Source organism: Aliihoeflea sp. 2WW, from assembly GCF_000497755.1.
Classification (GTDB): Bacteria; Pseudomonadota; Alphaproteobacteria; order Rhizobiales; family Rhizobiaceae; genus Aliihoeflea.
The window spans coordinates 1-25,587 of the sequence record NZ_AYOD01000002.1 but is presented as its reverse complement, the minus strand read 5'-3'; the positions used below and the strand labels follow the sequence as shown (position 1 = coordinate 25,587).

Genomic DNA, 25,587 nt, shown 5'->3' with positions numbered 1-25,587 from the left:
ACCTGCCGCCCATGAAAAAGGCCGCAGTCGCGCGTGGCGGCTGCGGCCTCGCTTCGGCTCAGCGGTGGCCTACTTCAAGCGGCCGCTCGCATGGGCAAGCATGGTGTAGACCTTACCGGTGTCGGACGTCAGGTAGGTCTGCGACATCATGTTGTCGCGGTCGTTCTTGGCAACATCCGCAAGCAGCTTCTCGAAGTCCTGGCAGTACCGGTCGACCGCGCCGCGGAACTCACCGTCATTCTGGTACTTGCGGCGGATGTCGTCGAATGTCTGCTGGCCCTTCAGCGTATAGAGACGGCGCGTAAAGACGTTGCGCTCGCCCTTGCGGTAGCGGTCCCAGAGTTCGACCGACGCCTCGTGATCGATCGCGCGGGCGATGTCGACGGAAAGCGAGTTGAGCGATTCGACCATCTGCAGCGGAGAGCGCTGCGGCTGAACCGGCTTCGGCGCGCCCGCCTCATCCTTGGAAGCGCCGCGCAGGAGGGCACCGACCCAGCTTCCGCCGGCCTGCCCCTGACCCTGCGGTGCCGGATCGGCGAGCGACCCGCGCAACTGCGTCGCGGCCTGCGGAGCGGCCACCGGCGCTGCCGGACGGGGAGCAGGAGCGGCCTGACGTTCGATGCGCGCCGGGGAGACGTCGAAGGTGCGGCCGGACTTGGAGACGATCTCCGAAAGCTCCTTCAGCGCCTTGATCTGCTCGGAAACCGCCTTGCGCATGGCGCTGGTGGATTCCTTGGTCTCCTCCGGCAGTTGCATCACGCCCTTCTTCAGTTCCGCGCGGGTCTGGTCGAGTTCCGTACGGATCGTGCCAGCCGTCTTGCGGATTTCGTCCGTCGCATCGGCAAAACGCTTGGTCGCGCTTTCGACGACTTCCGAAATCGCAGTGCGCATCTGCTCCGTCGACGTCTTGGTGCGGCCTTCGGCGCCTTCGAGCGCCTTGCCGACGACACCTTCGAAAGACCGCATCACGCGTTCGATCTCTTCGGACTTCTTGACGAGCCCGGAGGCAAGCGTCTCGAGCGCCGTCTGCCGGTCGTCGAGCGTGGCCGCGAGGGTCGACTGCGCCGAGTTCAGGAGGTCCCGCGCGTTGGTCAGCATCTTGCCGTGATCCTCGAAGCGCGAGGCGATGCCGGCCACGTCGCGCAAGGTCGTCGAGGACAGTTCCGACAGCTTGCCGGCCTGCGTCTCGATGATTCGGGCCGACGAGGCGAAGGAGCGGGCGGCCTTTTCGGTCGTCTCGGCAAACTGCTCCGTGGTGCCTGCAAGCTTCTCGTCGACGCCGCCGAGATTGGCCGAAGCCGTCTCGACGAGTTCGCCAAGGCGGGCGTTCGAAGCCGACAGGCGGCCGATCAGGCCGTCGACGCCGCGCGCGAGATCACCCTGGACGCGTTCGACCGCGGAAACCGTCTCGCTCGTCTTGGCATCGAGTGCCGACACGAGCGCGCTGTTGCCTGTCTGCAGCCGTTCTGCTGCGGCCTGCGTGATCTCTTCGAGATTGCGCTGCAGGTCGATGCTGCTCTCGGAAAAGCGTTCGACCAGCGGACGCGCCGTCTCGTCAAGGATACGGCCGATCTCGGAGGAGCGGGCGGCCAGCATCGCGTTGAGCTGGCGCGTCTTCTCGTCGAGCTTGTCGGAAGCGCCTTCGGTGCTTTCGTCGATGTGGCGGTTCATTGCCGCGAACGTCTCGGCGATCGCATTGGCGCGCTCGACGAGTTCGGATTCCACACGAGCGACCTGTTCGGCCAGGCGGTCGCCGACATTGGCGGCGCCATGCGTCAGGCGTTCTTCGGCCGAGGCCACCTGGCTTTCGATCCGCGAGGTCAGGAGGCTGGTGCGATCGGCAAGTGCCTGGTCGGCCGCTGCCAGCGCTTCGGCGATGGCGCCCGCGCGGGCGTCGAGTTCGGCCGACGTCTGGTGCGTGCGCGCCATGATCCGCTGCTCGGCCATGTCGAAGGTCCGCGCGAGTTCGTTGGCGCGTTCCTGAAGACGCTCGTCCGAGCCGTCGAGCACGCCGGCAATCTCGCCGGCCCGCGCCGACAATGCTGCCTGCGTTTCGTCGAGACGAACGACGATCTGGCGATCGGCATCGGCGAAGACGTTCGACAGATCGCCGGCTCGTGCAGCAAGCGTGTTCGCCGCCGCGTCGGTGCGCGAGAGAAGGGCGTTGCCCGCCTCGTCGAACCGGCCGACGACGTCGTCCGCGCGGCCCTCGAGAATGCGGGCGGCATCTTCCGTGCGGGTGGCGAGAGACTGTCCGGCCTCGTCGAAGCGGTTCACGACCTCGTCCGCGCGCGAGAGCAGGCTGACGCGGATCTCGTCGGCCTTGCCGGCGAGATTGCGGTCGGCCTCCTCGACGATCTGCGCGAAGTCGCCGGCACGTGCGGCAAGCGACTGCGCCGCATCGTCGACGCGCGAGGTCAGGCTGCGCTCGGCCGTCTCGAATGCGGAGACGACTTCACCCGCCTTGACGCCCAGCGCCTCGGCGCGCTGCTCGGCACGGAATGCCAGCGTTTCATCGGCCTGCGCGAAGCGCTCGACCATTTCGGAGGCACGCGAGAACAGCGACTGCGTGCGCTCGTCGAAGCGGTCGGCCAACGCCCGGTCCGTGTTCTCGAAGCGTGAGGCGATCTCGTCGGCCCGCGCCGTCATGAAGGTCGCTCGCTCCTCGATCCGGCCAGCAATCGCGCGATCGCTTTCGTCGAGGCGCGTTGCGATCTCGTCGGCCTTGGCGCCCAGCGTCGCCGCAGTCCGCTCGACGCGGTCGGCGATCTTCTGGTCGACGTCGACGAAGGCCTGTCCGGCCTGCTCGCCCATTGCCGCGGTCGCTTCCAGAACCTTGTCGCGCAAGGAGCCGGCAACGACGACCGCGCTGCTTTCGAGAGCGCCGCGGACATTATCGACGCCGATCTTCAGCGCACGTTCCATCGTCTGCGTGCGTTCCTCGATCACGCTCGTCTGCCGTCCGAACGCATCCTCGATCCGCGCGACATCGGTGGCCACCGCGTCGGTGATGAGAGCGCGGCGCTCGCCAAGCGCCTCGATGTGGCGCGTGAAGGCCTCTTCGACCTTGTCCATGTCGATATTGATCGTCGATGCGAGCTCGTTCTGCTTCTCGGCGAAGAGGTCGATCTGGCGCAGGAAGGTCTCGTCGATCCGGCCGAGGTCGGCGGCGATGGCGCCGCTCAGTTCGTCCTGGCGGGCCGCGAGCGTCGCGATATGTCGCGCGAACACTTCCTCGACCTGCTGCGCATCTCCCGCGATCGCGCTCGACAGTTCGGACTGACGGTCGCCGAGCTGGCGCGCAAGCTGACCGAACAGTTCGCCGAAGCGCTCGGCGCCGCGATGAACCGCATTCTCCATCTCGGACTGGCGCTGCGAAATCGCCTCGACCTGACGCGCAAACGCTTCATCGATGCGCGCCACGTCGCTCTCGACACGCGAGCCGAATTCGCCCTGACGCGCGGTGAGCGCGTCGAACTGGCGGTCGAACGCGGACGAAAAGCGCTCCATGTCGGCGTCGATCGCGGCCGACAGGCCGGACTGCCGCTCGGCAAGGCGCTCGATCTGGCGGTCGAACGCGGTGTCGATGTTGGACACTTCGCTGCCGATCGCAGCCTGCAACTCGCCCTGCCGTGTGCCGAGCGTCTCGATACCGCGCAGGATCAGATCGTCCATGCGCTCCGCGTCTGCTGCAATGGCAGCGGAGAGTTCCGCCTGCCGCTCGGCCATCCGGTCGATCTGGTTCGCGAACGCGTCCTCGACGCGCGCCGTGCCGGAGGAAAGCGCCGTCGTCAGGTCGGATTCGCGCTCGGCGATCGTGCGGACATGCTGCGAAACCGCATCGTCGAGCCCCCGACGCGTCGCGTCGAGCAGGTCCATGTCGTCCTTGAGCGCGATCGCAAGGCGCTCGCGGCCTTCCATGAGGCCCGAAATCTGCCGCTCGATGGCTCCGTCCATCTCGCGCTGCGTATCGGCAAGGCGCACGATGTCGTCGTTGAGCGCACTGGTCAGGAGCGAGCGGCCCTCGGCCATCCGTTCGACATGGCTGGTGATCGCATCGTCCATCGCCTGCCGCGTCTCGGCAAGGCGTTCGAGATCTTCGTCGAGCGCAGCGCTGATGAGGTTGCGGCTTTCACCGAGCTTGACCGAGAAATCGGCCGTGCGCGTCTCAAGCATGGCGGAGGTAGAGGCGACGAGATCGGTAAAGTCCGCGCCGATCCGCGCCTTGGTCTCGTCGAGCAGTACGTTGACCTGCTGCTTGCCGTCAGTGAACGTCTGCGCGATTTCCTTGGTGCGGTCGATCAGCGTGTCGTTGATCTGCTTGGCACGCGCCTCGAGCGCGGCGTTGAGCTTTTCGGTACCCGTATCGAGCGCGTGGGCGCGTGTTTCGAACTGCGAAAGCAGAGACTGGCCGCGCTCCTCGAGCGTCCGCTCGATGTCGCGAAGACGCGTGTCGAATTCATCGGAGAGCGAGCGCGCAGAGCTGCCGAGCAGCGAGATCATGCCCGTCGTACGATCGTCGAGCATCTGCGAAAGCGAGCGGGTGGCCTGGTCGGTCGCGTCCGTCAGCGAGGCGATGCGCGTATCGAGCAGGTTCGCCATCGCGTCGCCGGAGGTCGAGATGCGGTCGGAGATGGTGTCGACGCGAAGATCGAGCGCCTCGCTCAGCGAGGAACCGCTCTGGTTCATCCGCTCGATCAGCGACGCACCGCTATCTGCGATCGTGCCGGAAAGCTGTCCGGAGACATCGACGATGTTCTTGCGGATGACGTCGCTTGCCGCCGAAAGTTCGTCCTTCAGCGTCTCATGCGCCCCGGCAATGGATGCGCGGACCCGCTCTGCGTGGCTGACGACCGCTTCGCGCTCGTTGCCGAGGCCGTCGACCAGCGCGCGGATGCGGGTTTCATTCTCGGAATAGGCGCGTTCGAGTTCGTTCACCTCGGTATGGACGAGCGTCTCCAGTTCGACCGCGCGTGCCAGCGTGCGCTCGATGCCTTCGCCCATCGCCTGCACTTCGCGACGAACAGCCTGGCCGACCATCATGACGCGGTCGGTCGCGATGTGCTCGGGCTCGGCGAGGCGGAAGGCGACTTCCGTCATCGATTGCGCGGCATAGCGCATTTCCTGCGCGCGGCGGATCATCACCGCGAAGCCCCAGAAGAGAATGATCGGGACGATGATGCCGAGCGCCAGACCGAGCGCATAGGGTGCCGCGATCAGTTCGGCGAGTGAGCCGATCTGCCAGATCTGCGGCGAGAAAAGGAGGTGACCGACGAGCAGGCCCGAGGCCGCCCAGACGACCGAGAGAAGCGCGACGACCCAATAGACGGTGCTCGGCACCGGCTTCGAAATGCTCTGGACGAAGGACTTGTAGTCCTTCTGGCGGTCGTCATTGGCGGCGGCGAAAGCGGAGGGGCGGGCGGAGGCCTGCGCTTCCACGGGCTGGAGATCGGCGATCCGCGTCGGGCCGTCATTGGCGGCTTTCGCAACGACGGGGGCGGCGACAGCGGCGGCGACCGCCTCAGCGGGTACGGTATCCGCCGTCTCGGTTTCGCGGTTTTCCAGCGCCAGTTCTTCGGCGGCCTGCGAAATCTGCGCCTCGAAATCTTCCATCGACGCAGCGATATCGAGGCTCTCGTCCTGCGCGGATTCCGCGTCCTCGTCATCCATGACGAGTTCGATGTCGAGAGCGTCTTCGAGCTCCTTCTCGATATCGGTGTCGAGTTCCTTGTTTGTCGCCGGTTTCATCGCCATGCCGCTCTACCCTATACGATCGCAGCGGGTCACCGTATTCGGCTTGAAACCACCCGCCAGTTGAGGCCCAATTCGCCCATTTCGTATCGTATCGGGACAAGGCCGGGATGGGAACTCGCAATTCCCGCCATGTGTAAAACTTTAAACATAAGGTTAACGCCCCTCAACGCAGATGAAAGATTCCTTGGCGGACTCGGGCGAATGCGACCGGCCGCGTTAACGGACCGTCCATTCGCCACGCGCACGATCCCGGAATGACACAGTTGAAAGATTCGCGGACGAACCTGATCGACGAGAGCCATCTCGACCGCCAGACCATGGGCGATGCGCGCCTCGCAGGTGAACTCCTCGAGATGTTCGTCCTGCAACTCGACGCTGCAATGCGTGAATTGGCTACCGCCGGGCCGCAAAGGCGGATCGCAATAGCCCATTCACTCAAGGGCACCGCACGATCGCTCGGAATCGCAGCCGTGGCCGACTGCGCGGCGGCGCTGGAGGCCCCTCTGCTCGATGCAGCGGCCCTCGATCGACTGGGGCACGTCGCCACCACCCTGGGCGCACAGGTGAGGGGGCGCGTTCGATCCCCGGGTTGACACCCGGTTCCCAGCCATTATGTCATCGCCGCGACCCGCGCCGGTCAACGGACGCGCCACCTTCCGACAGGTTTTTCAATGACCAAGCTTACCTTTGTCGCCTTTGACGGCACGCGCTTCGACGTCGAGGCCGAAAACGGCTCCACCGTCATGGAAAACGCCATCAAGGCAGGCGTGCCGGGCATCGAGGCCGAATGCGGCGGTGCCTGCGCGTGCGCGACATGCCATGTCTATGTCGACGAGGAATGGTCGCCGGCCGTCGGCGAGCCCCAGGCGATGGAGGAGGACATGCTCGATTTCGCCTATGACGTGCGTCCGACCTCGCGCCTGTCCTGCCAGATCCGCGTGGCGGACGCGCTGGACGGCCTTACCGTCCACATCCCCGAGCGTCAGGGCTGACGCCGGTCGTCGGATCGATCAACGCGCGTCCTCGATCCTCTGGAGACGATATTCCAGAAGGCGCAGCATGCGGCTTTCGAAATTGATGCTTTCCACATTGTCGTAGCGCGCCTGTTCGGCGTCGTGCTCGGCCAGCAAGCGTTTGCTGATGCCCTCGGCGGTGGCGGCAGCCTCTTCGCAGGAAGCGGCATTGCGCACGCCCAGCAGCGACTGCTCCATGCGCTGCGCGAAGGTGCGGGCGATCACGATATGCCCCTCCTCGTGACGCTTGATGTCGGCGGAAAGCGTGTCCCACATCAATGCCGTGTCGAGTTGCGCACCGCTGCGATTGCGCCAACGGGGCAGATGCACTTCGGCCGAAATCTGAACGTCCGCCTCGCTCACGCTGCACCGGCGGCCGCTTTCCTGGTAACCGATGCGCGTCTTGAACTCCATGCGCGTGGCGCCGGGGTGCCGATTGCCGGTCGAGCCGAGGATGGGGCCGCGCCGCTGCAACTCGGTCTCGATCTCGCTCAGTGTCTGGCCGCCGATCGAAAAATAGCTGTAGGAACGCGACACCGAAGCTGCATCGGCGGCAAGGGTCGTCGCGAGAATGGCGATGGCGCCCGCCAGCATGTGCTTCATAGTCGTCTCCTTGGCCTATTCATGCGGCGCACGCGCCAAAGGCGCAACCTCGCTGCGCGGGATCGGCACCCACGATCACACCCAAAGCTGAACAATTGCTGCGCAAGACGCGAAATCCGTTGATCTCGGACGCCGGGTCGTTCCATAGCGAAGCCATGTCGACCGATCCCTTCGCCGAACGCAACTGGCCGCTCGCCCATGGCCGCACGCTGACGCTCGGCCCGCGCGCGCTGATCATGGGCATACTGAACGTGACGCCGGATTCGTTTTCCGACGGCGGCCGGTTCGACACGCTCGAGCGCGCATTGCGGCAGGCCGACGAAATGGCCGCGGCCGGCGCAGCCATCATCGACATTGGCGGTGAATCGACCCGTCCCGGCGCCGAGCCCGTTTCGGCGTCCGAAGAACAGGACCGCGTTCTACCGGTCATCGAAGCGCTGTCGGGGCGGGGCGATATCGTCCTGTCAATCGACACCTATCGCGCGGCGACGGCACATCTCGCGATCGATGCGGGCGCGCACATCGTCAACGACGTCTGGGGCCTCCAGCGCGAGCGCGCAGTGGCGGATATCGCCGCACAAACCGGCGCCGGCCTCGTCATCATGCACACAGGGCGCGACCGCCAGAAGCTTCCCGACCCTGTCGACGACCAGTTCCATTTTCTCCGCCGCTCGCTGGAAATCGCCGACGAAGCCGGCGTCGGGCACGATGCCATCGTCCTTGATCCCGGCTTTGGCTTCGCCAAGGACGCAAGCGAAAACATCAGCTTGATCGCGCGTTTTTCCGAATTGAATGAGCTTGGCAGCCCTTGGCTGGTCGGCACGTCGCGCAAGCGTTTCCTCGGCGAGGTCACCGGTCGCGAACCCGCAGATCGCGGCGTCGGTACAGCGGCAACGAGCGTCGCATTGCGGCTTGCCGGTGCCGCTGTTTTTCGTGTTCATGATGTCGCGATCAACGCCGACGCGCTAAAGGTCGCCGACGCCATACTGGCACGGCACGCCTGACGGGAGTTACCTTCGACCATGTACACGATCCGACTGAAGAACTGCGCGTTCTTCGCCCGCCACGGCGTCTTCGTCGAAGAGGAAACCCTCGGCCAGCGCTTCTATATCGATGCTGAACTGACGATCGTGCCCGAAGGCTCGCTCGACAGCGATTCCATCGAGGGGACGGTCGATTACGGTGCGGCCTTCGTCGAGATCGAGCGCGTCGTCACCGGCGCCCGCCGGTTCCTGATCGAGAAGCTCGCCGTCGATGTCGCCAAGGCGCTCTGCGCGCGTTTCCCGCAGGTGACGAAGGCCTCGATCACGGTCCGCAAGCCAAGTGCGCCCGTTCCCGGCGTTCTCGATTACGTCGAGGTCAATATTGTCTGGCCGCAATAAGGTGCGGGCTTATCTCGGCCTGGGCGGCAATCTGGGCGATCCGCAGGCGGCGATGGCGACCGCGCTCGCCATGCTCGATGCCTCCGACGAAATCGCGGTCATCCGCGCCTCTTCGCTCTATCGCACGCCCCCATGGGGCCTCGTCGACCAGCCGGATTTCCTGAATGCGGTTGCCGAGGTCGAGACGACCCTGTCGCCGCGTCACCTGCTCGCTGCCTGCCTCGATGCCGAGCTTGCCCTGAAGCGTGTGCGGACTGAACGCTGGGGGCCGCGCGCCATCGATCTCGACGTCCTGATCTACGGCGATCTCGCAATCCACGAGGATGGCTTGACGATCCCGCACCCGCGAATCGCCGAGCGCGCCTTCGTCCTCGTGCCGCTGCTGGAAATCGCGCCGGCACTCGCGGTCGATGGAAAGCCGCTTTCGCACGCGCTCACGTCGCTCGACACCGGCGGAATCGTCCGGCTTGATCTGCCAGCGGATTGGTGGCGAGTGGCACCTTAAGGCGAGCCGACCTTTTCCTTTTCGGTGACGATAATTGCGGCGGTTTCCTCGCTCAACGCCTGACCCGCCCGGCGCGGCGTCGCCAGCGGCGTCGGTGTGGGGACATTGCCGCGTAGCAGATCGTTGCCTGCATAGATGCCGCCGGCAACCTGCAGATCGAGACGGGCGGCGTCGCGGACACGCACTTCCTGCATCACCTCGGCAACTTCATCCTCATCCAGCCCGACGGTGCGCAATGACTGCGCGCCGAACTGCAGAGCCGATTCCAGGGTTTCGCGGATCTGATACTCGACGCCCGTATTGATCAGCGAGATCGCCGAGCCGCGGTCGAAGGCCCGCGCCAGGACCGGCAACAGCGGATACTCTCCCTTGATGAGTTCGGCGATGCGAAGCGCCGCCTCGGGCTTGTCGACGCAGATCATCACCGCCTCGACCCGGCCGATGCCTGCCGCATGCAGGATGTCGAGCCGCGTCCCGTCGCCGAAATAGACCTTGAACCCGAAATCGCTGGCCGCCTGGATCATCTCGACGTCATTGTCGATGATCGAGACGTCGATGCCGCGCAGGAGAAGTGGCTGGCTCGCGATCTGGCCGAAGCGGCCGAATCCGATCACGAGAACGCTGCCTTCAAGGCCGTCCGCGACGTCGACGCCATCGGTGGACAGCGCCGGTGTCGGCATAAACCGTCGCAGCGCCATGATGACGAACGGCGTCAGGATCATCGACAGGATGACGTTTGCCGTGAAGATGGCGTTGAGCGACTGGTCGATGACGCCGACCGAAGCGGCAGTCGCGAAAAGCACGAAGGCGAACTCGCCGCCCTGCGCCATCAGCCCGGCGCGCTCCAGCGCTTCGCCATGCGGCGTGCGCAGCAGCCGTGCGATGGCATAGATGCCGAACCCCTTGAGGACCATGTAGACCACGACGAGTCCTGCCACGAGCGCCGCATTCTGCCCGATCACCGTCAGGTCGAGCGCCATCCCGACGCCGAGGAAGAACAAGCCGAGCAGGATGCCGCGAAAGGGCTCGATGTCGGCTTCGAGTTGATGCCGGAACGTGCTTTCGGAGAGGAGGACGCCGGCGAGGAATGCACCCATAGCCATCGACAACCCGCTCATCTGCATCAAGAGAGCGGAGCCGAGCACGACGAGCAGCGCCGCCGCCGTCATCACCTCCCGCGCCTCCGCCTGCGCCAGAATGCGGAAAAGCGGATTGAGGAGATAGCGCCCGACGAGCACCAGCGCGGCGATCGCCGCCAGCGCGATGGCGATCGCGACGCCGCGCGAGCCGGCATCGCCATCCTCCCCGCCCGGCGCCAGAAACGCGACCAGCGCCAGCAGTGGCACGATGGCGATGTCTTCCAGCAGCAGGATCGAGACGATGCGCTGCCCCTTGGGTGTCGACAATTCGCCCTGTTCGTTCAGAATCTGGAAGACGATCGCCGTCGAGGTCAGCACGAACCCCATGCCGGCGACGAATGCGACGAGCGGAGAAAATCCGAAGGCGATGCCGGCGCCCGTCAGAAGCGCCCCGCAAATAGCCACCTGGAGCACGCCGAGCCCGAGAATCTGGCGCCGAAGCCCCCAGAGGCGTGACGGCTGCATTTCGAGCCCGATCACGAACAGGAACATGACGACGCCGAGTTCGGCGACGTGGATGATCGACTGCGGATCGGAGAAGAGGCCGATGCCGAACGGCCCGATGACGATACCGGCGGCCAGATATCCGAGCACGGAATCAAGGCCGAAGCGTTTGAAGAGCGGCACCGCCAGGACGCCGGCGCCGAGAAGCGCGACGATCGGAACGAGATCGACACCGTGGGCAGCCTCGACGGCCATGACGGCCTCCTGAAAAGCGAAAGGACCGGGCGATGAGGCCCGGTCCTTTGTGATCTTGTCAAGCTGTCAGCAGCGCCGATCCGGCATGTCAGCGATTGGCGACCGAGCCGACTGCGCCCCTGTCGACGCGCTTCAGGTTCATGCCGATGACCGGCACCATCTGCTCGTCGACGAGCACGGAGACGGTCACGGTCATGGTGTTGTCGTCGGGCAGGCGGGCCAGCATCGCGCCGTTGAGCTGGTTGCGGTTGAGCGTCAGCGTGACCTTGCGGCCATCTACCTTGCCGCCCACCACGTCGAGGCCCGTGCCGTCCGACCCGTCCATGAACGAGCCGCGATAGCCGGAGCGGCCCTGATGCTCGACGCTTGCCTGCATCTTCTGCGTGAAAAGGCCGACGCGGCAGCCGCCGTCCAGCGACATGCCGACCTTTTCGCCCGGCGTCGCGCCGGTGAAATTGCAGACGAACTTCGTGCCCTTGTACTTGCCGGCGACGATTTCGCCCGGACCCGACCACGAGCCTTCCACGGAGGAAAAGAACTTCCGGTCCTTCTCCGACGCCGTTGCGGGCGCGGCAAGACCGATCACGGTTGCGGCCGTGGCCGCCAGGACTGAAGAGGCGAGGCGTAGGGCGGTCATCGAACGGGCACCTGTGAACGTGGCGTGGCTCGGCGAAGCTTGGCCGCTAATGGTTAATGATTTGGACGGCGAAGCAGCAATGCGCCCGACAATGAGTCAGCTTCGCGGCGTGCGCAAGCCTATTGTTGCGGCGGCGATGTTTCGCGTCCGCGCCGTGTCGCAAAAGACGCAAGGCTGGCGATGAAGTCGGCGACGCCCGGCCGCTTGACCGCGTGGAAGGGCAGGGGCCGCACCACTTCCATGGCCGCAAGGCCGACGCGCACGGTCATGACGCCATTGACGACGCCTTCGCCAAGCTTGGCCGAAAGCCGCGCGGCAAGCCCCTGACCGACGACCTGGTGGACGAACTCGTCGCCGACGGCCATGACGCCGGTGACCGCCAGATGGGCCAGAACGTTTCGCACCAACCGGAAATAGCCGAGCGTACCGGGCCGTGCGCCGTAGAGTTCGGCGAGCCAACGGATCAGGCGGCCTGATTCGAACAGGATATAGGCGACATCAACGAGCGCGCGCGGACTGACCGCCGTCACCACGCTGACGCGCTTGGCCGCGTCGAGGATCAGGCGCTTCGCCTCGGCGTCGAGCGGCGCGACGAGTTCGGTTTCGGCGAGGCGCACCAGATCCGGCCCGTCCATCACGTCGTCGCGCAGCGCATCGAGATGCGCGCGCCCGGCCGCGGTCTCCGGTCGTGCGGCAAGGTGCGCCTTCAGCCTGTCGACGAAACTGCGCGCCTCGACGAGCCGCCCGTCGCGCAGCACGCGCTCGCATTCGGTGCGCAGCCGCGTCACCGATTGCAGCCGCGCCAGCGCCAAACCCTCTCGAATGAGGATCGCGACCAGCGCCAGAGCCGCAATTGCGGCAAGCCCGATGCCGACGAATCCGAGGGCCTCGGATCGCGCGAAGAGGTCGGTGATGACCCGCTCGGCCCACAACCCGACGGCGAAGCTGACGAGAAGGCCGAACGCACCCGCGAAGATGCGCCCGAGCCGCAAACCGCGCCGCCGTCGCGGCAGGGCCGGCGGCGGGGCCTCGGTGTCGACCCCGTCGAAGACGTCGATTTCCGCTTCCTCGATGCGCTCGAGATCGCGTCCGGAAAGCGCGCGCGGCTCGCGCTGCGGCGCAACGGTCATGGCAGGCTTTGCACCCGGCACGGCAAAGGATTGGGGTTCGCGCTCGCGGCTCATGCCAGACGGTCTCCAAGCAGGAACTGGAAGGCCCGGTCGAGCCGGATATGCGGCAGCGACAGCGTCACCCCTTCGCTCGTACGCTCCAGTTTGGGCGGCCGAAACCGCACGAAACGGATCGGCGCGCGATTGCCGCTTTCCTCCAGCGCAACCTTCGGATCGCGTGGCAAGTCTCCGGGAAATATGGCTGTTTCGGTTGCGCCGTCGAACGTGTCGCGGCCGATCGTTTCACCTTGAAGCGGCGTTCCGATGATGACGGGCAGCGTATCGCCATTCTCGCGCACCGTGCCCTCGCGCGTCGCCCGCACGGCCGCCATCGCCAAAACCTCGATTTCGGCCCCGCTCGCGCTCGCCCGCGAGATCGCCCGGTCGGCCAGCCGCCGCACGATCGCCTCGAGCCGGTCATGACTCTCGTGATGGAGATGGTCGGCCTTGGTCGCGGCAATCAGGATGCGGTCGATCCGGCGTAAAAACAGATCGGTCAGGATGTTGCGGGCGCCAGGACGAAAGCAGGAGAGGATTTCCGTCAGCGCACGTTCGAGGTCGGCGACGGCCGCAGGACCGGCATTTAGCGCCTGCAGCGCGTCGATGAGCACGATCTGCCGGTCGAGTTTGGCGACATGGTCGCGGAAGAACGGCCGTACGACATGCGATTTATACGCCTCGTAGCGCCGCGCCATCATCGCATGAAGTGAACCGGGAGCAGGCCTTGCGTCGCCAAGCGCGGGCAGGGGCGAGAAGGTCAGCGCCGGCGAGCCTTCAAGGTCGCCCGGCATCAGGAAACGGCCCGGCGGCAAAGTCGAAAGCGCACTGCGATCGTCCTTGCCGGCCTTGAGGTAGCGCGTGAACGCCTCTGCCAGCCGCCGCGCTGTCATCTCGTCTGCCTCGGCGGCGGGGTCGATCGTCGCGGCCAGCTCACGCCATTCGCGCGAAAGGCCCGCGCGAACCGGCAATTCGGCGAGCGACACCGCATCGCGCGAAAATTCCTCGTAGCTTTTCGACAGGAGCGGCAGGTCGAGCAGCCATTCGCCGGGATAGTCGACGATGTCCAGCGACAGCCGGCCGGGCGAGAACATCCGCCCCCAGCCGGAAGCGGATTCATAGTCGATCGTCAGCCGCAGTTCCGAGATCGCGCGGGTCGAATCGGGCCATATGCGCTCGCCAACCAGCGCTGCGACATGATCCTCGTACTGGAAGCGCGGCACGGCGTCGTCTGGTTGGTGTTCGAGGTAGCTCTTGGCGATCCGGCCGGATTTCATCGCGTCGAACATCGGCAGCCGCCCGCCATGCAGCATGTTGTGGACGAGCGAGGTGATGAAGACCGTCTTGCCGGCACGCGAAAGCCCCGTCACGCCCAGCCGCAGCGACGGCGAAAGAAGGCCGGCGGTCCGGCCGGCAAAGGTTTCGAGTGCGAGACGGGCTTCGTCGCCCAGATTTGTCTGCGATGCCAAATGCGAATTCCCGGGCTGCCTGTCTGGAGACGAGATAGGTGCGCAGGGCCCGCCGCAACAGGGGCAGGGCCTATTTCACGCCGGCGGGCGTCCAGAAGAGTTCGAGCGTGCCCGTTCCCGGCTCGGCGGCGGAAAGCGCGACGTCGAACGCGATGACTGCAAGGCCGCAGGTCGGAAACCCGGCTTTCAGCGCGGCCGCATCGGCGCCGACCAGCGCGGTCGCCAGATCCTCCATCACCGGGTTGTGTCCGACGATCATCAGGTCGCCGTCGCCGGCCTGCTTGCGGACGATGTCGAGCGCCTGCACGGCAGTCGCCTCGTAGAGGCTGTCCAGATAGGCGACGTCGCCCTTCGCGAAAAGGTCGCCGAGAGCGGCCACCGTCTCGCGCGTACGGGTCGACGATGAGGCGGCGATCCGCTCCGGCCTGCTTTCGCTCTCCTGCAGATAAGTGCCGAGCCGCCTCGCGTCGGCGACGCCGGATGGATCGAGCGAGCGGTCGAAATCGCGCTGTCCGGGCTCGGCCCATCGCGCCTTGGCATGACGCAGGAGATAAAGTCGCGGCATCGGGTCCCCCAGTCGCCATTCCGCTTAGGCCTAGCTTCCCGGCGCGTCCGGCACAAGCGTTAGTCCCGCCCGTTGCTTAATCGCGGAAGGCTGACAAATGCGTGAGATGGCAATTCTTAGTGCTTGTATGGGCCAAGTCGCCCGAATATATAGGCGCCGGATTGCTTCTGTGGGGTGAGTCTGATGAGCAAGGCTATCGAGTCTGACTATATGCCATCCGAAGATGAGCCGTTCATGAATGAGCGGCAGAAATCATACTTCCGGACCAAGCTTGTTTCTTGGAAGAACGACATTCTGCGCGAGGCGCGCGAGACGCTGGACATCCTCCAGCGCGAAAACGCCAACCACCCCGACCTGGCCGATCGCGCGTCGTCCGAAACCGATCGGGCCATCGAGCTTCGCGCCCGCGACCGGCAACGCAAGCTGATCTCCAAGATCGACGCCGCGCTGCAGCGCATCGACGAAGGCACCTACGGCTATTGCGAGGAGACCGGCGAGCCGATCTCCCTCAAGCGCCTGGACGCCCGTCCCATCGCGACCCTCTCCATCGAGGCGCAGGAACGTCACGAGCGCCGCGAGAAGGTCTACCGCGACGAGTAGCGGTCAGCGCCGCTCCCGCGGCGCTTCATTGAGCAGGCGATCCATCTCGTCCTCGATCGAGGGCTCCCGACGTTGCGGCGTCTCGCTCGACTTGAAATCCCGTTCGAATTCCGAAACCATCGCCTCGTCGACGGTCGGCTCGCTCGCAGCGACGCGTTCGGCGATTGCCGGTTCCTGGCGCGGTTCGACGCGCGGCGCGGCTGCGGGCGCCACCGGTGCATACGGGGATGGCGCGGGTGAGGGCGCAGGCGCAATCGGCTGGCGCCTCTCGACGACCGGCACCTCGACCGGACGGCGAGCCGGCGCGGCAGGGGGCTCACGATGATCGACGGCCGGCTGCGCGGCCACCTGCCGTTCGGCGCGCACCGGCTCCGGCTGGCGCTCTGGAGCGGGCGACACTGTCGCGGTCTGCGGAACACTGCGCCCCGGGCCGGTGATGTTCTGCTCGATGACGATATCGGTCGGCCCGCCGATCATGATCAAATGCTCGACTTCGTCGCGGCGCACCAGCACGAGCCGGCGCTGCGTGTCGACTTCGGCGGCATCCATCACGGCAAGCCGCGACCGGTAGCTGCCGGAGGATGAGAACGTCCCGCCCGAAACCCTCCGGACGATCTTCACGATCAGCATGATCACGCCCAGCGCCACGAGTGCGACCAGCGTCCACATGACGGCCCCCGCATATCCGGGGCCCGCAATATCCTCAAACCATGTCGGCATGTCTGTCTCCGCTCGTAATTAAGTAGACGCTAAACTCCGCAACGCGTCAGGCGTCAACCGGTTGCGTCGAGACTGGAACGAAGCTTTCCCCGCCGCCGGTGCCGTCCTTGCAGCTTCGCGTTGCGATGATGTATGCCGGTGTCATCTCGAATGATCCGATCGGTTGGGGGACCGCCTTCATGGCGCAAAAGAGTGGCGGCGAGCTCAATCCGGCGCCGATCGTCGACCAGAATGCCCGTATGTCGACGCTGTCGCGGCTGATCGGTTTCATCATCGCGCTCGTCATCTGCGCCGTCGTTCTGATCGTCTTCAACGATCTTCTGAGCGCGAACACGTTGCTTGGCCTGCTCGGCGTTCTGGCGATGATCGGCGTCGGCTTCCTGTTCGCGGCCGCGATCGGCTTTGTCCACGTCGCCGGACGTTCGCCTTCGGACGGTCTGTCGCGCGCGCTCGTCGACAGCTCGGCGCAGGGCATGGTCGTCACTGATGCAAAAGGCCGCATTCTCTACGCCAACCGCGCCTACGCAGACCTGACCGGCGCCACCTCGCCGGAGGAGACCCGGACCATCGAGGCGCTTCTGGCCGATAGTCCCGAAGCCGCGCAGGTAATCTACAAGCTCGCAACCGCGATCCGCGACGGTCGCAACGCCGATGGCGAATTTCGGCTGCCACGCCCGCTGCGTGCCGGCGGCGAGGGTGGTGCGCGGTGGTATCGCGCCTCGGCTCGCACCTTCCGCATTCTCGAGATGCGCCAGCCCGCCGCCCTCTGGACTCTCGTCGATATCTCCGACGAACGCGCCGAACAGGAACGCTTCTTCCTCGATCTTCAAAAAGCCATCGACCACCTCGACCACGCCCCCGCCGGCTTCTTCGCGTCCGACACCTCGGGCCGCCTGACCTATCTCAACGCCACGCTCGCAGACTGGCTCGGGATCGATCTGGCCAACTTCGTGCCCGGCTCGGTCCGCCTGTCCCAGATCGTCGCCGGTGACGGAATGGCGCTCTTGTCGTCGGTGAAGGCAGAGCCCGGATCGACCCGCGACGCGGTCGTCGATCTCGACCTGATGGCCATTTCGGGCGCCGCGATACCGGTGCGCATCATGCACCGTGTGGCGAGTTCGCGCGAAGGCATAGCCGCGACCAGCCGCACGATCGTTCTCAACCGGGCCGAGGGCACCGATTCGTCTGCCGAGCTGCGCGCCTCCGAAATCCGCTTCACCCGCTTCTTCAATTCGACGCCGATGGCGATTGCCGGCATCGATGGCGAGGGGCGCATCCTGCGCACCAATGCGCCGTTCCTGTCGCTCTTTTCCAGCGTCGTCGACCGCGATGCGATCGATGGCCGCGCTCCCCTGGAGCGCGTCATCCATCCGCGTAACCACGACGCCTTCCGGTCGGCGCTGGAAGCGGCAAAGCACGGCCAGGCCGACATCGCGCCGATCGACACCGTCCTGCCCGGCAACGAGGAGCGCTATCTGCGCTTCTACGTCAACGCCGTCGCCGACGCCGGTGGCGAGGACGGCGCCGAGGAAGCGGCGATCGTCTACGCCGTCGAGACCACCGAGCAGAAGGCGCTCGAAGGCCAGATGGCGCAAAGCCAGAAGATGCAGGCCGTGGGCCAGCTCGCCGGCGGCATCGCGCACGACTTCAACAACGTCCTGACCGCCATCATCATGGCGTCGGACCTCCTACTGACCAGCCACCGGCCGTCGGACCCGTCCTTCGCCGACATCATGAACATCAAGCAGAATGCCAACCGCGCGGCCTCGCTCGTGCGCCAGCTTCTAGCCTTCTCGCGCAAGCAGACGCTGCGTCCCGAAGTGCTGAACCTGACCGATGTCCTCGCCGACCTGCGGATGCTCCTCGTTCGCCTCGTCGGCAAGGACATCCAGCTCTCCGTCGAACACGGACGCGACCTTTGGCCCGTCAAGGCCGATATCGGCCAGTTCGAGCAGGTCGTCGTCAATCTGGCGGTCAACGCGCGCGACGCGATGCCCGAGGGCGGCATGCTGGCGGTCCGCACCCGCAACGTTCTCGCCGCCGATTGCGCCGCCTTCGGCTACCGCGAACTGGCCCCGGCCGACTACGTCATGCTCGAGGTCGAGGATTCGGGAACCGGCATTCCGCCCGAAGTGATCTCGAAAATCTTCGAGCCGTTCTTCACCACGAAGGAAGTCGGCAAGGGTACTGGCCTCGGCCTTTCCATGGTCTACGGCATCATCAAACAGACCGGCGGCTACATCTTCTGCGACTCCGAGGAGGGCACTGGGACCGTCTTCCGCATCTTCCTGCCTCGCCATGTCGCGGCAGCGCTGGATGCGGCGGCGAGCGAAGCTCCTGCCGAAATTCCCGCTGCAAAGACGAACGGCGCGGCCAAGGACCTCTCCGGCACCGCGACCGTGCTTCTGGTCGAGGACGAGGACGCGGTGCGCATGGGCGGCGTGCGCGCCCTGTCGTCACGCGGCTACACCGTCCACGAGGCTTCTTCCGGCGTCGAGGCGCTCGAAATCTTCCACGGGCTGGCCGGCAAGGTCGACATCGTCGTCTCGGACGTGGTGATGCCCGAAATGGACGGGCCGACGCTTCTCGGCGAACTCCTGAAGATTCAGCCCGACATCAAGTTCGTCTTCGTGTCGGGCTACGCGGAGGATGCGTTTGCCCGGAACCTGCCGCCGGAAGCGAAGTTCGGCTTCCTGCCCAAGCCCTTCTCGCTCAAGCAGCTCGCCACGGTGGTCAAGGACATGCTTGACCAGCCTTGAGGCCTATTCCGGCAACTTGACCGTCACTTCGATCGATTCGTACCAGGCCGCGACATCGGCGATCTGTTCGGCGGTCAGATCCTTCACGACGACCGTCATCATCGCGTTCTCACGCTTGCCGTCCTTGAACGCCTTCAACTGCGTTTCGAGATAGCCTGCGCTCTCGCCGGCCAGATTGGGGGCGATCGGCAGCTTGGCGATACCGTCGATGCCGTGACATGCCTGGCAGCGCGCCGCGACCTTGCGGCCTTCGGCAGGATCGGCCGCCAGTGCACCTGATGTCCAAAGGCCGATCATGCCGGCCAGCAACAAAGCTGTTTTCATGTTTGCTCCAAAATGCGTCGACCGGCCTCCCGGATCTGTTCCGGGAGGCCTTTCGGACGATGGTCAGTTGCCGTGGGAGATGCGGTAGATCGCGCCGACGAGATCGTCGGAGACGAGGATCGAGCCGTCGCGCAACTGCGCCACGTCGACGGGACGTCCGAGATATTCGCCGTTCTCGTCGAGCCAGCCTTCCGCGAACACTTCCGTCTCGCCTGCGCTGCCGTCTTCGTTGACGGCGGTGAACATCACCCGCGCGCCAACGGGCGTGGTGCGGTTCCAGGAGCCGTGCTGCGCCGAGAAGATGCCGCCGCGATATTTCTGCGGAAACTGGTTCCCCGAATAGAACGTCATGCCGAGATCGGCCGCATGCGCGTCCATCTCGACTGCGGGCGCGATCACCCCGGCCGGCGGCTCCTCGCTCTTGTATTCGTTGGTGCGGATCGACCCGCCGCCGAACCAGGGGAAGCCGAAATGCTCGCCGGCCGCGGTCTGCCGGTTGAGTTCCCCAGGCGGAATGTCGTCGCCCATGCCGTCGACCTGGTTGTCGGTGAACCACAGTTCGCCATTGGCCGGGTTGAAGTCATGACCGACCGAATTGCGCACACCGTGCGTGTAGACCTCGCGGCCCTTGCCGTCCTGGCCGACACGGATGATCCCGCCGATGCCTTCGCGCTCGTAGAGCTCCTTCTTCTCGGGCGGCGGCACGTTGAAGGGCTGGCCAAGCGAGATGTAGAGCTTGCCGTCCGGCCCGACGCGGCAGACGCGCGCGGTGTGGTTGTAGGAAACCTCCGCCTCCGGCACCAGCGTCTCCATCACTTTGAAGGCGGCGACGTCGGGGCTTTCGTAGAAGAACTCGGCGGCGGGATAGGACAGAACCCGGTTCTGCTCGGCGATGTAGAGCACGCCCTCCGGCGAGAAGCACGGTCCGTTCGGGATCGCCATGGCGAGCGAGGGTGCGAAGTCCTTGACCTCGTCGGCCACCCGGTCCTTGTCGCGGTCGGTCACGGCCCAGACCTTGGTCTTGCGCGTGCCCACGAAAGTGACGATGCCCTGCGGGCCGACCGCCATGTGCCGCGCATCCGGCACGATCGCGTAGAGGTCGATCTTGAAACCGCTCGGCACCCGCACCTTTTCGAGAATTCGGCGGATCGCCTCGGCCTTCTCGCCGCCCTGCTCGATGACCTCGAACTGGCTCGTTCCCGTCGTCTGGAAATTGCTCAGACGCTCGAGATTCGAATCCTGCGTCTGTGCAAAGGCGAGCGTCGATGCGCTCGCCATCATCAGTGCTGCTGCTGCGAGCAGACTAGTCTTGTTCATGGCTTCCTCCCAGAATTACCTTGCGGAAGGAAGATCAGACCCGGCCGATCAACAGTGGTGGTAGCCGGCTACTACACGAAAATTATGCCGCCTCGTGCCGCAACGCTTCCAGTTCGCCATCCTGCGGCCGGTGACCGCGCAGATAGAGCGCGCAGGTCGTGCGCAGCATCGAGGCGAAGTTCGGAATCTCGCCGTTGATCTCGATCGCCTCGTCATAGAGCTTCGACAGGAATTTCGGCGTCGACAGCCCTTGCGACTGCGCAATCTCGTCGAGCAGCAGCCAGAACGTCGCCTCCAATTGGATGCTTGTCGAATGACCGCCTATACGCACCGACCGGTTGACCGGCCGGTAGCCTTCCGGATCTTGTCCGGCGAACACCCTGCACATGACATTTCCTCCGCGACATTGTTTTTCTTGTACGTCCAGCGACGCCGTGACGATCACGCCGCCCTGCAATTCTTCAAATCTCCTGGAAGGGCGGCGCGAGAGCAAGTCGTACTTTAGCACGGCGCATCTTCGTCCGCTTCATCCGTAGTAGCCCGCTGCCACCACAGGCCGGCGGGACGGACCATAATCCTAATCGAAGCAACGATGCGGAGGCCGATTTGGCGAAAGCAATTCATTCGATGATCCGGGTTCTTGAGGAACAGCGGTCGATCGATTTCTACAGGACGGCCTTCGGGCTCGACATTGCCGACCGGCTCGATTTCGAGACGTTCACGCTGGTCTATCTGCGCAATGCGGATGCCGATTTCGAGGTCGAACTGACTGTCAACAAGGGCCGGACCGATCCTTACGATCTCGGCGACGGCTACGGCCACATCGCCTTTTGCGTCGACGATCTCGATGCCGAGCATGCCCGCTTCAAGGCCAATGATCTCGCCCCGCGCGACATCGTCGAGTTCAAGAACGAGGGGCGGCTCATCGCCCGGTTCTTCTTCGTCGCCGATCCCGACGGATACAAGATCGAGGTGCTGCAAAGACACGGACGCTACAAATGATCTGAGGGGCCGCGCGGGGAGGCGGGGCCCAAGCCAGTCAATCGCGCCATCGGCGCGACCAGCAAGCCAGGGAGGAAACCATGGTTACAGTCTATCAAAGAGAGCCCGCTCTTTCGCGGCGGGCATTGCTGAAGGGCGGCGGCGCCGCTCTCGTCCTCGTCGTGACGGGCAGCGCCGTCATCAGCCCGCAGCAGGCTTGGGGCATGGAGCCCACGGCCTTGAAGCCGGACACGATGGCAACGCTCATCCAGATGGCGCGCGACGTCTATCCGCACGATCAGGTCGCCGAGCGTTTCTACGCCATCGCGATGAAGGACCACGACACTAAGTCCGGTAGCGACGCGGCCCACAAGGAGCTGATCGAATCCGGCATCGCCAATCTCGACCAGCGCGCGGGCGAGGGCGGCTATCGTGGTGTCGGTTGGGAGGAAGACCGCGTCAAGCTGCTGCAGGCGATCGAAACCACCCCGTTCTTCCAGGCGGTGCGCGGCGGAATGGTCGTCGGGCTCTACAACCAGAAGGAACTCTGGCCGCTATTCGGCTACGAGGGCGAGTCCTTCTCCCAGGGCGGCTACATGACCCGCGGCTTCGACGACATCGAGTGGCTCTGATCCCGCTCGACCCGACCATTCAGCCATAGACAGGTTTCCGGGAGGATATCATGCCTGCTCCTTATGCACTTACCGACGACACGGTCGTCGTCATCATCGGCTCGGGCGCCGGCGGCGGAACGCTGGCCAACGAACTTGCTCAGAAGGGCGTCGACGTGGTCGTGCTCGAAGCCGGGCCGCGCATCGAATACGAGGACTTCATCAACGACGAGTGGGACAGCTTCGGCCAGCTCGCCTGGCTCGACAACCGCACCACGTCCGGCGATTGGCGCGTGTCGAAGGACTTCCCCAATCTTCCGGCCTGGATCGTCAAGGCCGTCGGCGGCACGACCACCCACTGGGCCGGCGCCTCGCTGCGCTTCCAGGAACACGAGTTCAAGACGCTGACGAATTACGGTGCGGTCGAAGGCGCCAACCTTCTCGACTGGCCGATCACGCTTGCCGATCTCGAGCCCTACTACGAGAAGGCCGAGGACAAGATGGGCGTCACCCGGACCCACGGCATCGAGGGCCTGCCGGGCAACAACAACTTCAAGATCCTGAAGGCCGGCGCCGACAAGCTTGGTTACAAGGATTGCCACACCGGCAACATGGCCATCAATTCCGACTTCCGCGACGACCGCATGGGCTGCCAGCAGACCGGCTTCTGCTTCCAGGGCTGCAAGTGGGGCGCCAAATGGTCGACGCTCTACACCGAAATCCCCAAGGGCGAGGCGACCGGCAAGCTTGAAGTCCGTCCCGACAGCCACGTCATCAAGATCGAGCACGACGATTCGGGCAAGGTGACCGGCGTCGTCTATGCCGACAAGGACGGCAATCTGCAGGAACAGAAAGCCCGCATCGTCGCCGTCGCCGGCAACTCCATCGAAAGCCCGCGCCTGCTCCTCAACTCCGCCTCGTCGAAATATCCGGACGGCCTCGCCAACTCGTCCGGCCAGGTCGGCAGGAACTACATGCGGCACACGACCGGCTCGGTCTACGCCGTCTTCGACCAGCCGGTCCATTTCTACCGCGGCACGACGATGGCCGGCATCATCCGCGACGAGGCGAGGCACGATCCGTCCCGCGGCTTCGTCGGCGGCTACGAGCTCGAAACGCTGGCGCTCGGCCTTCCCTTCATGGCCGCCTTCCTCAATCCGGGCGGATGGGGCCGGTCCTTCACGTCGGCGCTCGATCAATACGACCACATGGCCGGCATGTGGATCGTCGGCGAGGACATGCCGCAGGAGACCAACCGGATTTCGCTCCATGCCGAGTTGAAGGACAAATACGGCATGCCGGTCCCGGACGTCGCCTTCACCGATCACCCCAACGACACCGCGATGCGCAACCACGCCTACCAACAGGGCATGGCGCTCTACGATGCGGTCGGGGCGACCCGCACCTTCCCGACCCCGCCCTATCCCTCGACCCATAATCTGGGCACGAACCGGATGAGCGAGAAGCCGGAGGACGGCGTCGTCAACCAGTGGGGCCAGACGCACGACATCGCGAACCTGTTCGTCTCCGACGGCAGCCAGTTCACCACCGGCGCGGCTGAAAATCCGACTCTGACCATCGTCGCGCTCGCCATCCGCCAGGCCGACCACATCGCCAAGGAAATGTCGTCGGGCACGATCTGATCCCATCATCCCCCGCGGACTCGGGCGATATCGCATGTCGATATCGCCCTTTTTTTGTGCAGAAAATTCTCTACCTCGCAGACGCACAACAATTAATCACGATAGCGAGATCACTGCGCAGATAATCCTCAACACGCGCTGCACGCCAATATCGGCTCCGCCAATACCGGCACAGCCAAATGCCGTAAGCGCATGAAAACGTTGAGAAGCCTTCAGCCATCCTCATCATGGCCGAGCTTGGCATGCCGGTTGCAACCGATATTGCGGTGCAAACAAGAATGCCATTGGAGGCAATCATGAGGGGAATTCGTCAAACGCTAGCCGCGGCCGTCGCCAGCGGTCTTCTGATGTCGGCTGCCGCCGCGCAGGACGGACCGATCAAGGTCGGCGTCCTCCATTCGCTGTCGGGCACGATGGCGATTTCGGAGACGACCTTGAAGGACGTCATGCTGATGCTCATCGAGGAGCAGAACAAGAAGGGCGGTCTGCTTGGCCGCCAGCTCGAGCCGGTCGTCATCGACATCGCGTCCGACTGGCCGCTCGCCGCGGAAAAGGCGCGCGAGATGTACGAGGTGAACGGCGTCGACGCCGTCTTCGGCTGCTGGACCTCGGTCTGCCGCAAGTCGGTGCTCCCGGTCTTCGAAGAACTGAACGGCCTGCTGTTCTACCCCGTCCAGTATGAGGGCGAGGAGAGCCAGCGCAACGTCTTCTACACCGGCGCCTCGCCGAACCAGCAGGCGATCCCGGCCGTCGACTACCTGATGAACGACGAAGGCGTCGAGCGCTGGGTGCTCGCCGGGACCGACTACGTCTACCCGCAGACCACCAACAAGATTCTCGAGGCCTATCTCAAGGACAAGGGCGTGGCCGCCGAGGACATCATGATCAACTACACGCCGTTCGGCCATTCCGACTGGCAGACGATCGTGTCCGACATCAAGGCATTCGGCTCGTCGGGCAAGAAGACCGCTGTCGTCTCGACCATCAACGGCGACGCCAACGTTCCGTTCTACCGCGAGCTCGGCAATCAGGGCGTCGCCGCCGAGGACATCCCGGTCGTCGCCTTCTCGGTCGGCGAAGAGGAACTCGCCGGCCTCGACACCGCCCCGCTCGTCGGCCACCTCGCCGCCTGGAACTACTTCATGTCCGTCGACACGCCGGAGAACGCCGAGTTCATCGAGACCTGGCACGCCTTCATCGGCGACGAGGAGCGCGTCACCAACGACCCGATGGAAGCCCACTATATCGGCTTCAACATGTGGGTCGCAGCGGTCGAGAAGGCCGGCTCCACCGAAGCCGACGCCGTCATTGATGCCATCGTCGGCGTCGAGGTCCCGAACCTGACCGGCGGCACGGCGGTCATGCTGCCCAACCACCACGTCACCAAGCCGGTGCTGATCGGCGAGATCCAGGACGACGGCCAGTTCGACGTCGTCTGGGAAACCGAAGACCTCGTCCCCGGCGACGCCTGGTCCGACTTCTTGCCGGAGTCTGCGGTGCTCGAAGCCGACTGGACCGACCCGGTCAACTGCGGAAACTTCAACACCGAGACCGAAACCTGCGGCGGTGCGCAGGCTGCGGCAAACTGATCTTTTCGCGTCATCGAGAGGCCGACGAGTGCGGCCTCTCAACTCCCAAGCAGATCACCGGTTTCGCTGATGCCCTACGTTGCCCCCCTCTGGCCTGCCGGCCATCTCCCA

General features: G+C 65.0%; 22 protein-coding genes. 11 read left to right on the top strand and 11 right to left on the bottom strand.

Annotated features, from left to right (window positions below):
- Positions 1-69 precede the first annotated feature (69 nt).
- On the bottom strand, positions 70-5,754 hold the full coding sequence (locus ALII_RS0102360) for a hypothetical protein (protein ID WP_024585732.1): 5,685 nt from the start codon (positions 5,752-5,754) through the stop codon (positions 70-72).
- Positions 5,755-6,008: 254 nt separating this feature from the next.
- Between ALII_RS0102360 and ALII_RS0102355 the strand changes: the two genes are divergently transcribed.
- Together ALII_RS0102355 and ALII_RS0102350 are read left to right on the top strand one after the other, a co-directional pair.
- Complete coding sequence (locus tag ALII_RS0102355) at positions 6,009-6,347, top strand: Hpt domain-containing protein (RefSeq protein WP_024585731.1); 339 nt, start codon at positions 6,009-6,011, stop codon at positions 6,345-6,347.
- Between the two features lie 78 nt (positions 6,348-6,425).
- A complete protein-coding gene (locus ALII_RS0102350; RefSeq protein ID WP_029660121.1) occupies positions 6,426-6,746 on the top strand; it encodes a 2Fe-2S iron-sulfur cluster-binding protein in 321 nt (106 codons plus the stop codon).
- Between the two features lie 18 nt (positions 6,747-6,764).
- Here ALII_RS0102350 and ALII_RS0102345 read toward each other — a convergent pair whose 3' ends face one another.
- Positions 6,765-7,370: a DUF922 domain-containing protein gene (locus ALII_RS0102345; protein WP_029660120.1), complete on the bottom strand. Its 606-nt coding sequence runs from the start codon at positions 7,368-7,370 to the stop codon at positions 6,765-6,767.
- Positions 7,371-7,525: 155 nt separating this feature from the next.
- On the opposite strand from ALII_RS0102345, the gene folP reads away from it, so the two are divergent.
- Genes folP through folK form a run of 3 tightly spaced genes read left to right on the top strand, consistent with a single transcriptional unit; the run spans position 7,526 to position 9,257 of the window.
- Entirely contained in the window at positions 7,526-8,374 is an 849-nt protein-coding gene (gene folP, locus ALII_RS0102340; RefSeq protein WP_024585730.1) for a dihydropteroate synthase, read from the top strand.
- An 18-nt stretch (positions 8,375-8,392) separates the two neighbouring features.
- Complete coding sequence (folB, locus tag ALII_RS0102335; protein WP_024585729.1) at positions 8,393-8,752, top strand: dihydroneopterin aldolase; 360 nt, start codon at positions 8,393-8,395, stop codon at positions 8,750-8,752.
- Positions 8,736-9,257 (top strand): 2-amino-4-hydroxy-6-hydroxymethyldihydropteridine diphosphokinase, encoded by a 522-nt coding sequence (gene folK, locus ALII_RS0102330; protein WP_024585728.1) that lies wholly within the window; start codon positions 8,736-8,738, stop codon positions 9,255-9,257. The genes folB and folK overlap by 17 nt, the downstream gene beginning before the upstream one ends.
- Here folK and ALII_RS0102325 read toward each other — a convergent pair.
- The 5 genes from ALII_RS0102325 to ALII_RS0102305 form a co-directional block, all read right to left on the bottom strand.
- Entirely contained in the window at positions 9,254-11,095 is a 1,842-nt protein-coding gene (locus ALII_RS0102325; RefSeq protein ID WP_024585727.1) for a monovalent cation:proton antiporter-2 (CPA2) family protein, read from the bottom strand. The two genes, folK and ALII_RS0102325, sit on opposite strands and share 4 nt — an antisense overlap.
- 88 nt (positions 11,096-11,183) lie before the next feature.
- A complete protein-coding gene (locus ALII_RS0102320; RefSeq protein WP_024585726.1) occupies positions 11,184-11,732 on the bottom strand; it encodes a hypothetical protein in 549 nt (182 codons plus the stop codon).
- 119 nt (positions 11,733-11,851) lie between these two features.
- Positions 11,852-12,916 carry a TIGR01620 family protein gene (locus tag ALII_RS0102315; protein ID WP_024585725.1) on the bottom strand — a complete coding sequence of 355 codons (1,065 nt, stop codon included), beginning with the start codon at positions 12,914-12,916 and terminating at the stop codon, positions 11,852-11,854.
- On the bottom strand, positions 12,913-14,367 hold the full coding sequence (locus ALII_RS0102310; RefSeq protein ID WP_024585724.1) for a YcjX family protein: 1,455 nt from the start codon (positions 14,365-14,367) through the stop codon (positions 12,913-12,915). Before ALII_RS0102310 ends, ALII_RS0102315 begins: the two co-directional genes overlap by 4 nt.
- 70 nt (positions 14,368-14,437) lie before the next feature.
- The gene (locus tag ALII_RS0102305; RefSeq protein ID WP_024585723.1) at positions 14,438-14,932 is read right to left on the bottom strand and encodes a histidine phosphatase family protein; all 495 of its coding nucleotides are present in this window, start codon (positions 14,930-14,932) and stop codon (positions 14,438-14,440) included.
- A gap of 183 nt (positions 14,933-15,115) precedes the next feature.
- Here ALII_RS0102305 and dksA point away from each other — a divergent pair, with 183 nt between their 5' ends.
- Entirely contained in the window at positions 15,116-15,532 is a 417-nt protein-coding gene (dksA, locus tag ALII_RS0102300; protein WP_024585722.1) for an RNA polymerase-binding protein DksA, read from the top strand.
- Between the two features lie 3 nt (positions 15,533-15,535).
- Here dksA and ALII_RS21480 read toward each other — a convergent pair whose 3' ends face one another.
- Entirely contained in the window at positions 15,536-16,252 is a 717-nt protein-coding gene (locus tag ALII_RS21480) for a flagellar biosynthetic protein FliO (RefSeq protein WP_024585721.1), read from the bottom strand.
- A 179-nt stretch (positions 16,253-16,431) separates the two neighbouring features.
- On the opposite strand from ALII_RS21480, the gene ALII_RS0102290 reads away from it, so the two are divergent.
- Complete coding sequence (locus ALII_RS0102290; protein WP_024585720.1) at positions 16,432-19,011, top strand: ATP-binding protein; 2,580 nt, start codon at positions 16,432-16,434, stop codon at positions 19,009-19,011.
- Positions 19,012-19,014: 3 nt separating this feature from the next.
- On the opposite strand, the gene ALII_RS0102285 is transcribed toward ALII_RS0102290, so the two are convergent.
- The 3 genes from ALII_RS0102285 to ALII_RS0102275 form a co-directional block, all read right to left on the bottom strand.
- Positions 19,015-19,335, bottom strand: coding sequence for a cytochrome c (locus tag ALII_RS0102285; protein WP_024585719.1), 321 nt, complete (start codon positions 19,333-19,335; stop codon positions 19,015-19,017).
- A gap of 63 nt (positions 19,336-19,398) precedes the next feature.
- Complete coding sequence (locus tag ALII_RS0102280; RefSeq protein WP_024585718.1) at positions 19,399-20,652, bottom strand: PQQ-dependent sugar dehydrogenase; 1,254 nt, start codon at positions 20,650-20,652, stop codon at positions 19,399-19,401.
- Positions 20,653-20,734: 82 nt separating this feature from the next.
- Positions 20,735-21,040: a ribbon-helix-helix domain-containing protein gene (locus tag ALII_RS0102275; protein WP_024585717.1), complete on the bottom strand. Its 306-nt coding sequence runs from the start codon at positions 21,038-21,040 to the stop codon at positions 20,735-20,737.
- A gap of 218 nt (positions 21,041-21,258) precedes the next feature.
- Between ALII_RS0102275 and ALII_RS0102270 the strand changes: the two genes are divergently transcribed.
- The 4 genes from ALII_RS0102270 to urtA all read left to right on the top strand — a co-directional run bounded on the left by ALII_RS0102270 (position 21,259) and on the right by urtA (position 25,476).
- Complete coding sequence (locus ALII_RS0102270; protein WP_024585716.1) at positions 21,259-21,654, top strand: VOC family protein; 396 nt, start codon at positions 21,259-21,261, stop codon at positions 21,652-21,654.
- An 80-nt stretch (positions 21,655-21,734) separates the two neighbouring features.
- Positions 21,735-22,265 carry a twin-arginine translocation signal domain-containing protein gene (locus ALII_RS0102265; RefSeq protein ID WP_024585715.1) on the top strand — a complete coding sequence of 177 codons (531 nt, stop codon included), beginning with the start codon at positions 21,735-21,737 and terminating at the stop codon, positions 22,263-22,265.
- Positions 22,266-22,315: 50 nt separating this feature from the next.
- Complete coding sequence (locus ALII_RS0102260; protein WP_024585714.1) at positions 22,316-23,887, top strand: GMC family oxidoreductase; 1,572 nt, start codon at positions 22,316-22,318, stop codon at positions 23,885-23,887.
- A 296-nt stretch (positions 23,888-24,183) separates the two neighbouring features.
- A complete protein-coding gene (urtA, locus tag ALII_RS0102255; protein WP_029660118.1) occupies positions 24,184-25,476 on the top strand; it encodes an urea ABC transporter substrate-binding protein in 1,293 nt (430 codons plus the stop codon).
- Positions 25,477-25,587 lie beyond the last annotated feature (111 nt).

Coding starts and splice junctions, on each gene's coding strand:
- ALII_RS0102360 (WP_024585732.1), bottom strand. CDS start 5,754: ATGGCGATGAAACCGGCGACAAACAAGGAACTCGACACCGATATCGAG.
- ALII_RS0102355 (WP_024585731.1), top strand. CDS start 6,009: ATGACACAGTTGAAAGATTCGCGGACGAACCTGATCGACGAGAGCCAT.
- ALII_RS0102350 (WP_029660121.1), top strand. CDS start 6,426: ATGACCAAGCTTACCTTTGTCGCCTTTGACGGCACGCGCTTCGACGTC.
- ALII_RS0102345 (WP_029660120.1), bottom strand. CDS start 7,370: ATGAAGCACATGCTGGCGGGCGCCATCGCCATTCTCGCGACGACCCTT.
- folP (WP_024585730.1), top strand. CDS start 7,526: ATGTCGACCGATCCCTTCGCCGAACGCAACTGGCCGCTCGCCCATGGC.
- folB (WP_024585729.1), top strand. CDS start 8,393: ATGTACACGATCCGACTGAAGAACTGCGCGTTCTTCGCCCGCCACGGC.
- ALII_RS0102325 (WP_024585727.1), bottom strand. CDS start 11,095: ATGGCCGTCGAGGCTGCCCACGGTGTCGATCTCGTTCCGATCGTCGCG.
- ALII_RS0102320 (WP_024585726.1), bottom strand. CDS start 11,732: ATGACCGCCCTACGCCTCGCCTCTTCAGTCCTGGCGGCCACGGCCGCA.
- ALII_RS0102315 (WP_024585725.1), bottom strand. CDS start 12,916: ATGAGCCGCGAGCGCGAACCCCAATCCTTTGCCGTGCCGGGTGCAAAG.
- ALII_RS0102305 (WP_024585723.1), bottom strand. CDS start 14,932: ATGCCGCGACTTTATCTCCTGCGTCATGCCAAGGCGCGATGGGCCGAG.
- dksA (WP_024585722.1), top strand. CDS start 15,116: ATGAGCAAGGCTATCGAGTCTGACTATATGCCATCCGAAGATGAGCCG.
- ALII_RS21480 (WP_024585721.1), bottom strand. CDS start 16,252: ATGCCGACATGGTTTGAGGATATTGCGGGCCCCGGATATGCGGGGGCC.
- ALII_RS0102290 (WP_024585720.1), top strand. CDS start 16,432: ATGGCGCAAAAGAGTGGCGGCGAGCTCAATCCGGCGCCGATCGTCGAC.
- ALII_RS0102285 (WP_024585719.1), bottom strand. CDS start 19,335: ATGAAAACAGCTTTGTTGCTGGCCGGCATGATCGGCCTTTGGACATCA.
- ALII_RS0102280 (WP_024585718.1), bottom strand. CDS start 20,652: ATGAACAAGACTAGTCTGCTCGCAGCAGCAGCACTGATGATGGCGAGC.
- ALII_RS0102275 (WP_024585717.1), bottom strand. CDS start 21,040: ATGTGCAGGGTGTTCGCCGGACAAGATCCGGAAGGCTACCGGCCGGTC.
- ALII_RS0102265 (WP_024585715.1), top strand. CDS start 21,735: ATGGTTACAGTCTATCAAAGAGAGCCCGCTCTTTCGCGGCGGGCATTG.
- ALII_RS0102260 (WP_024585714.1), top strand. CDS start 22,316: ATGCCTGCTCCTTATGCACTTACCGACGACACGGTCGTCGTCATCATC.
- urtA (WP_029660118.1), top strand. CDS start 24,184: ATGAGGGGAATTCGTCAAACGCTAGCCGCGGCCGTCGCCAGCGGTCTT.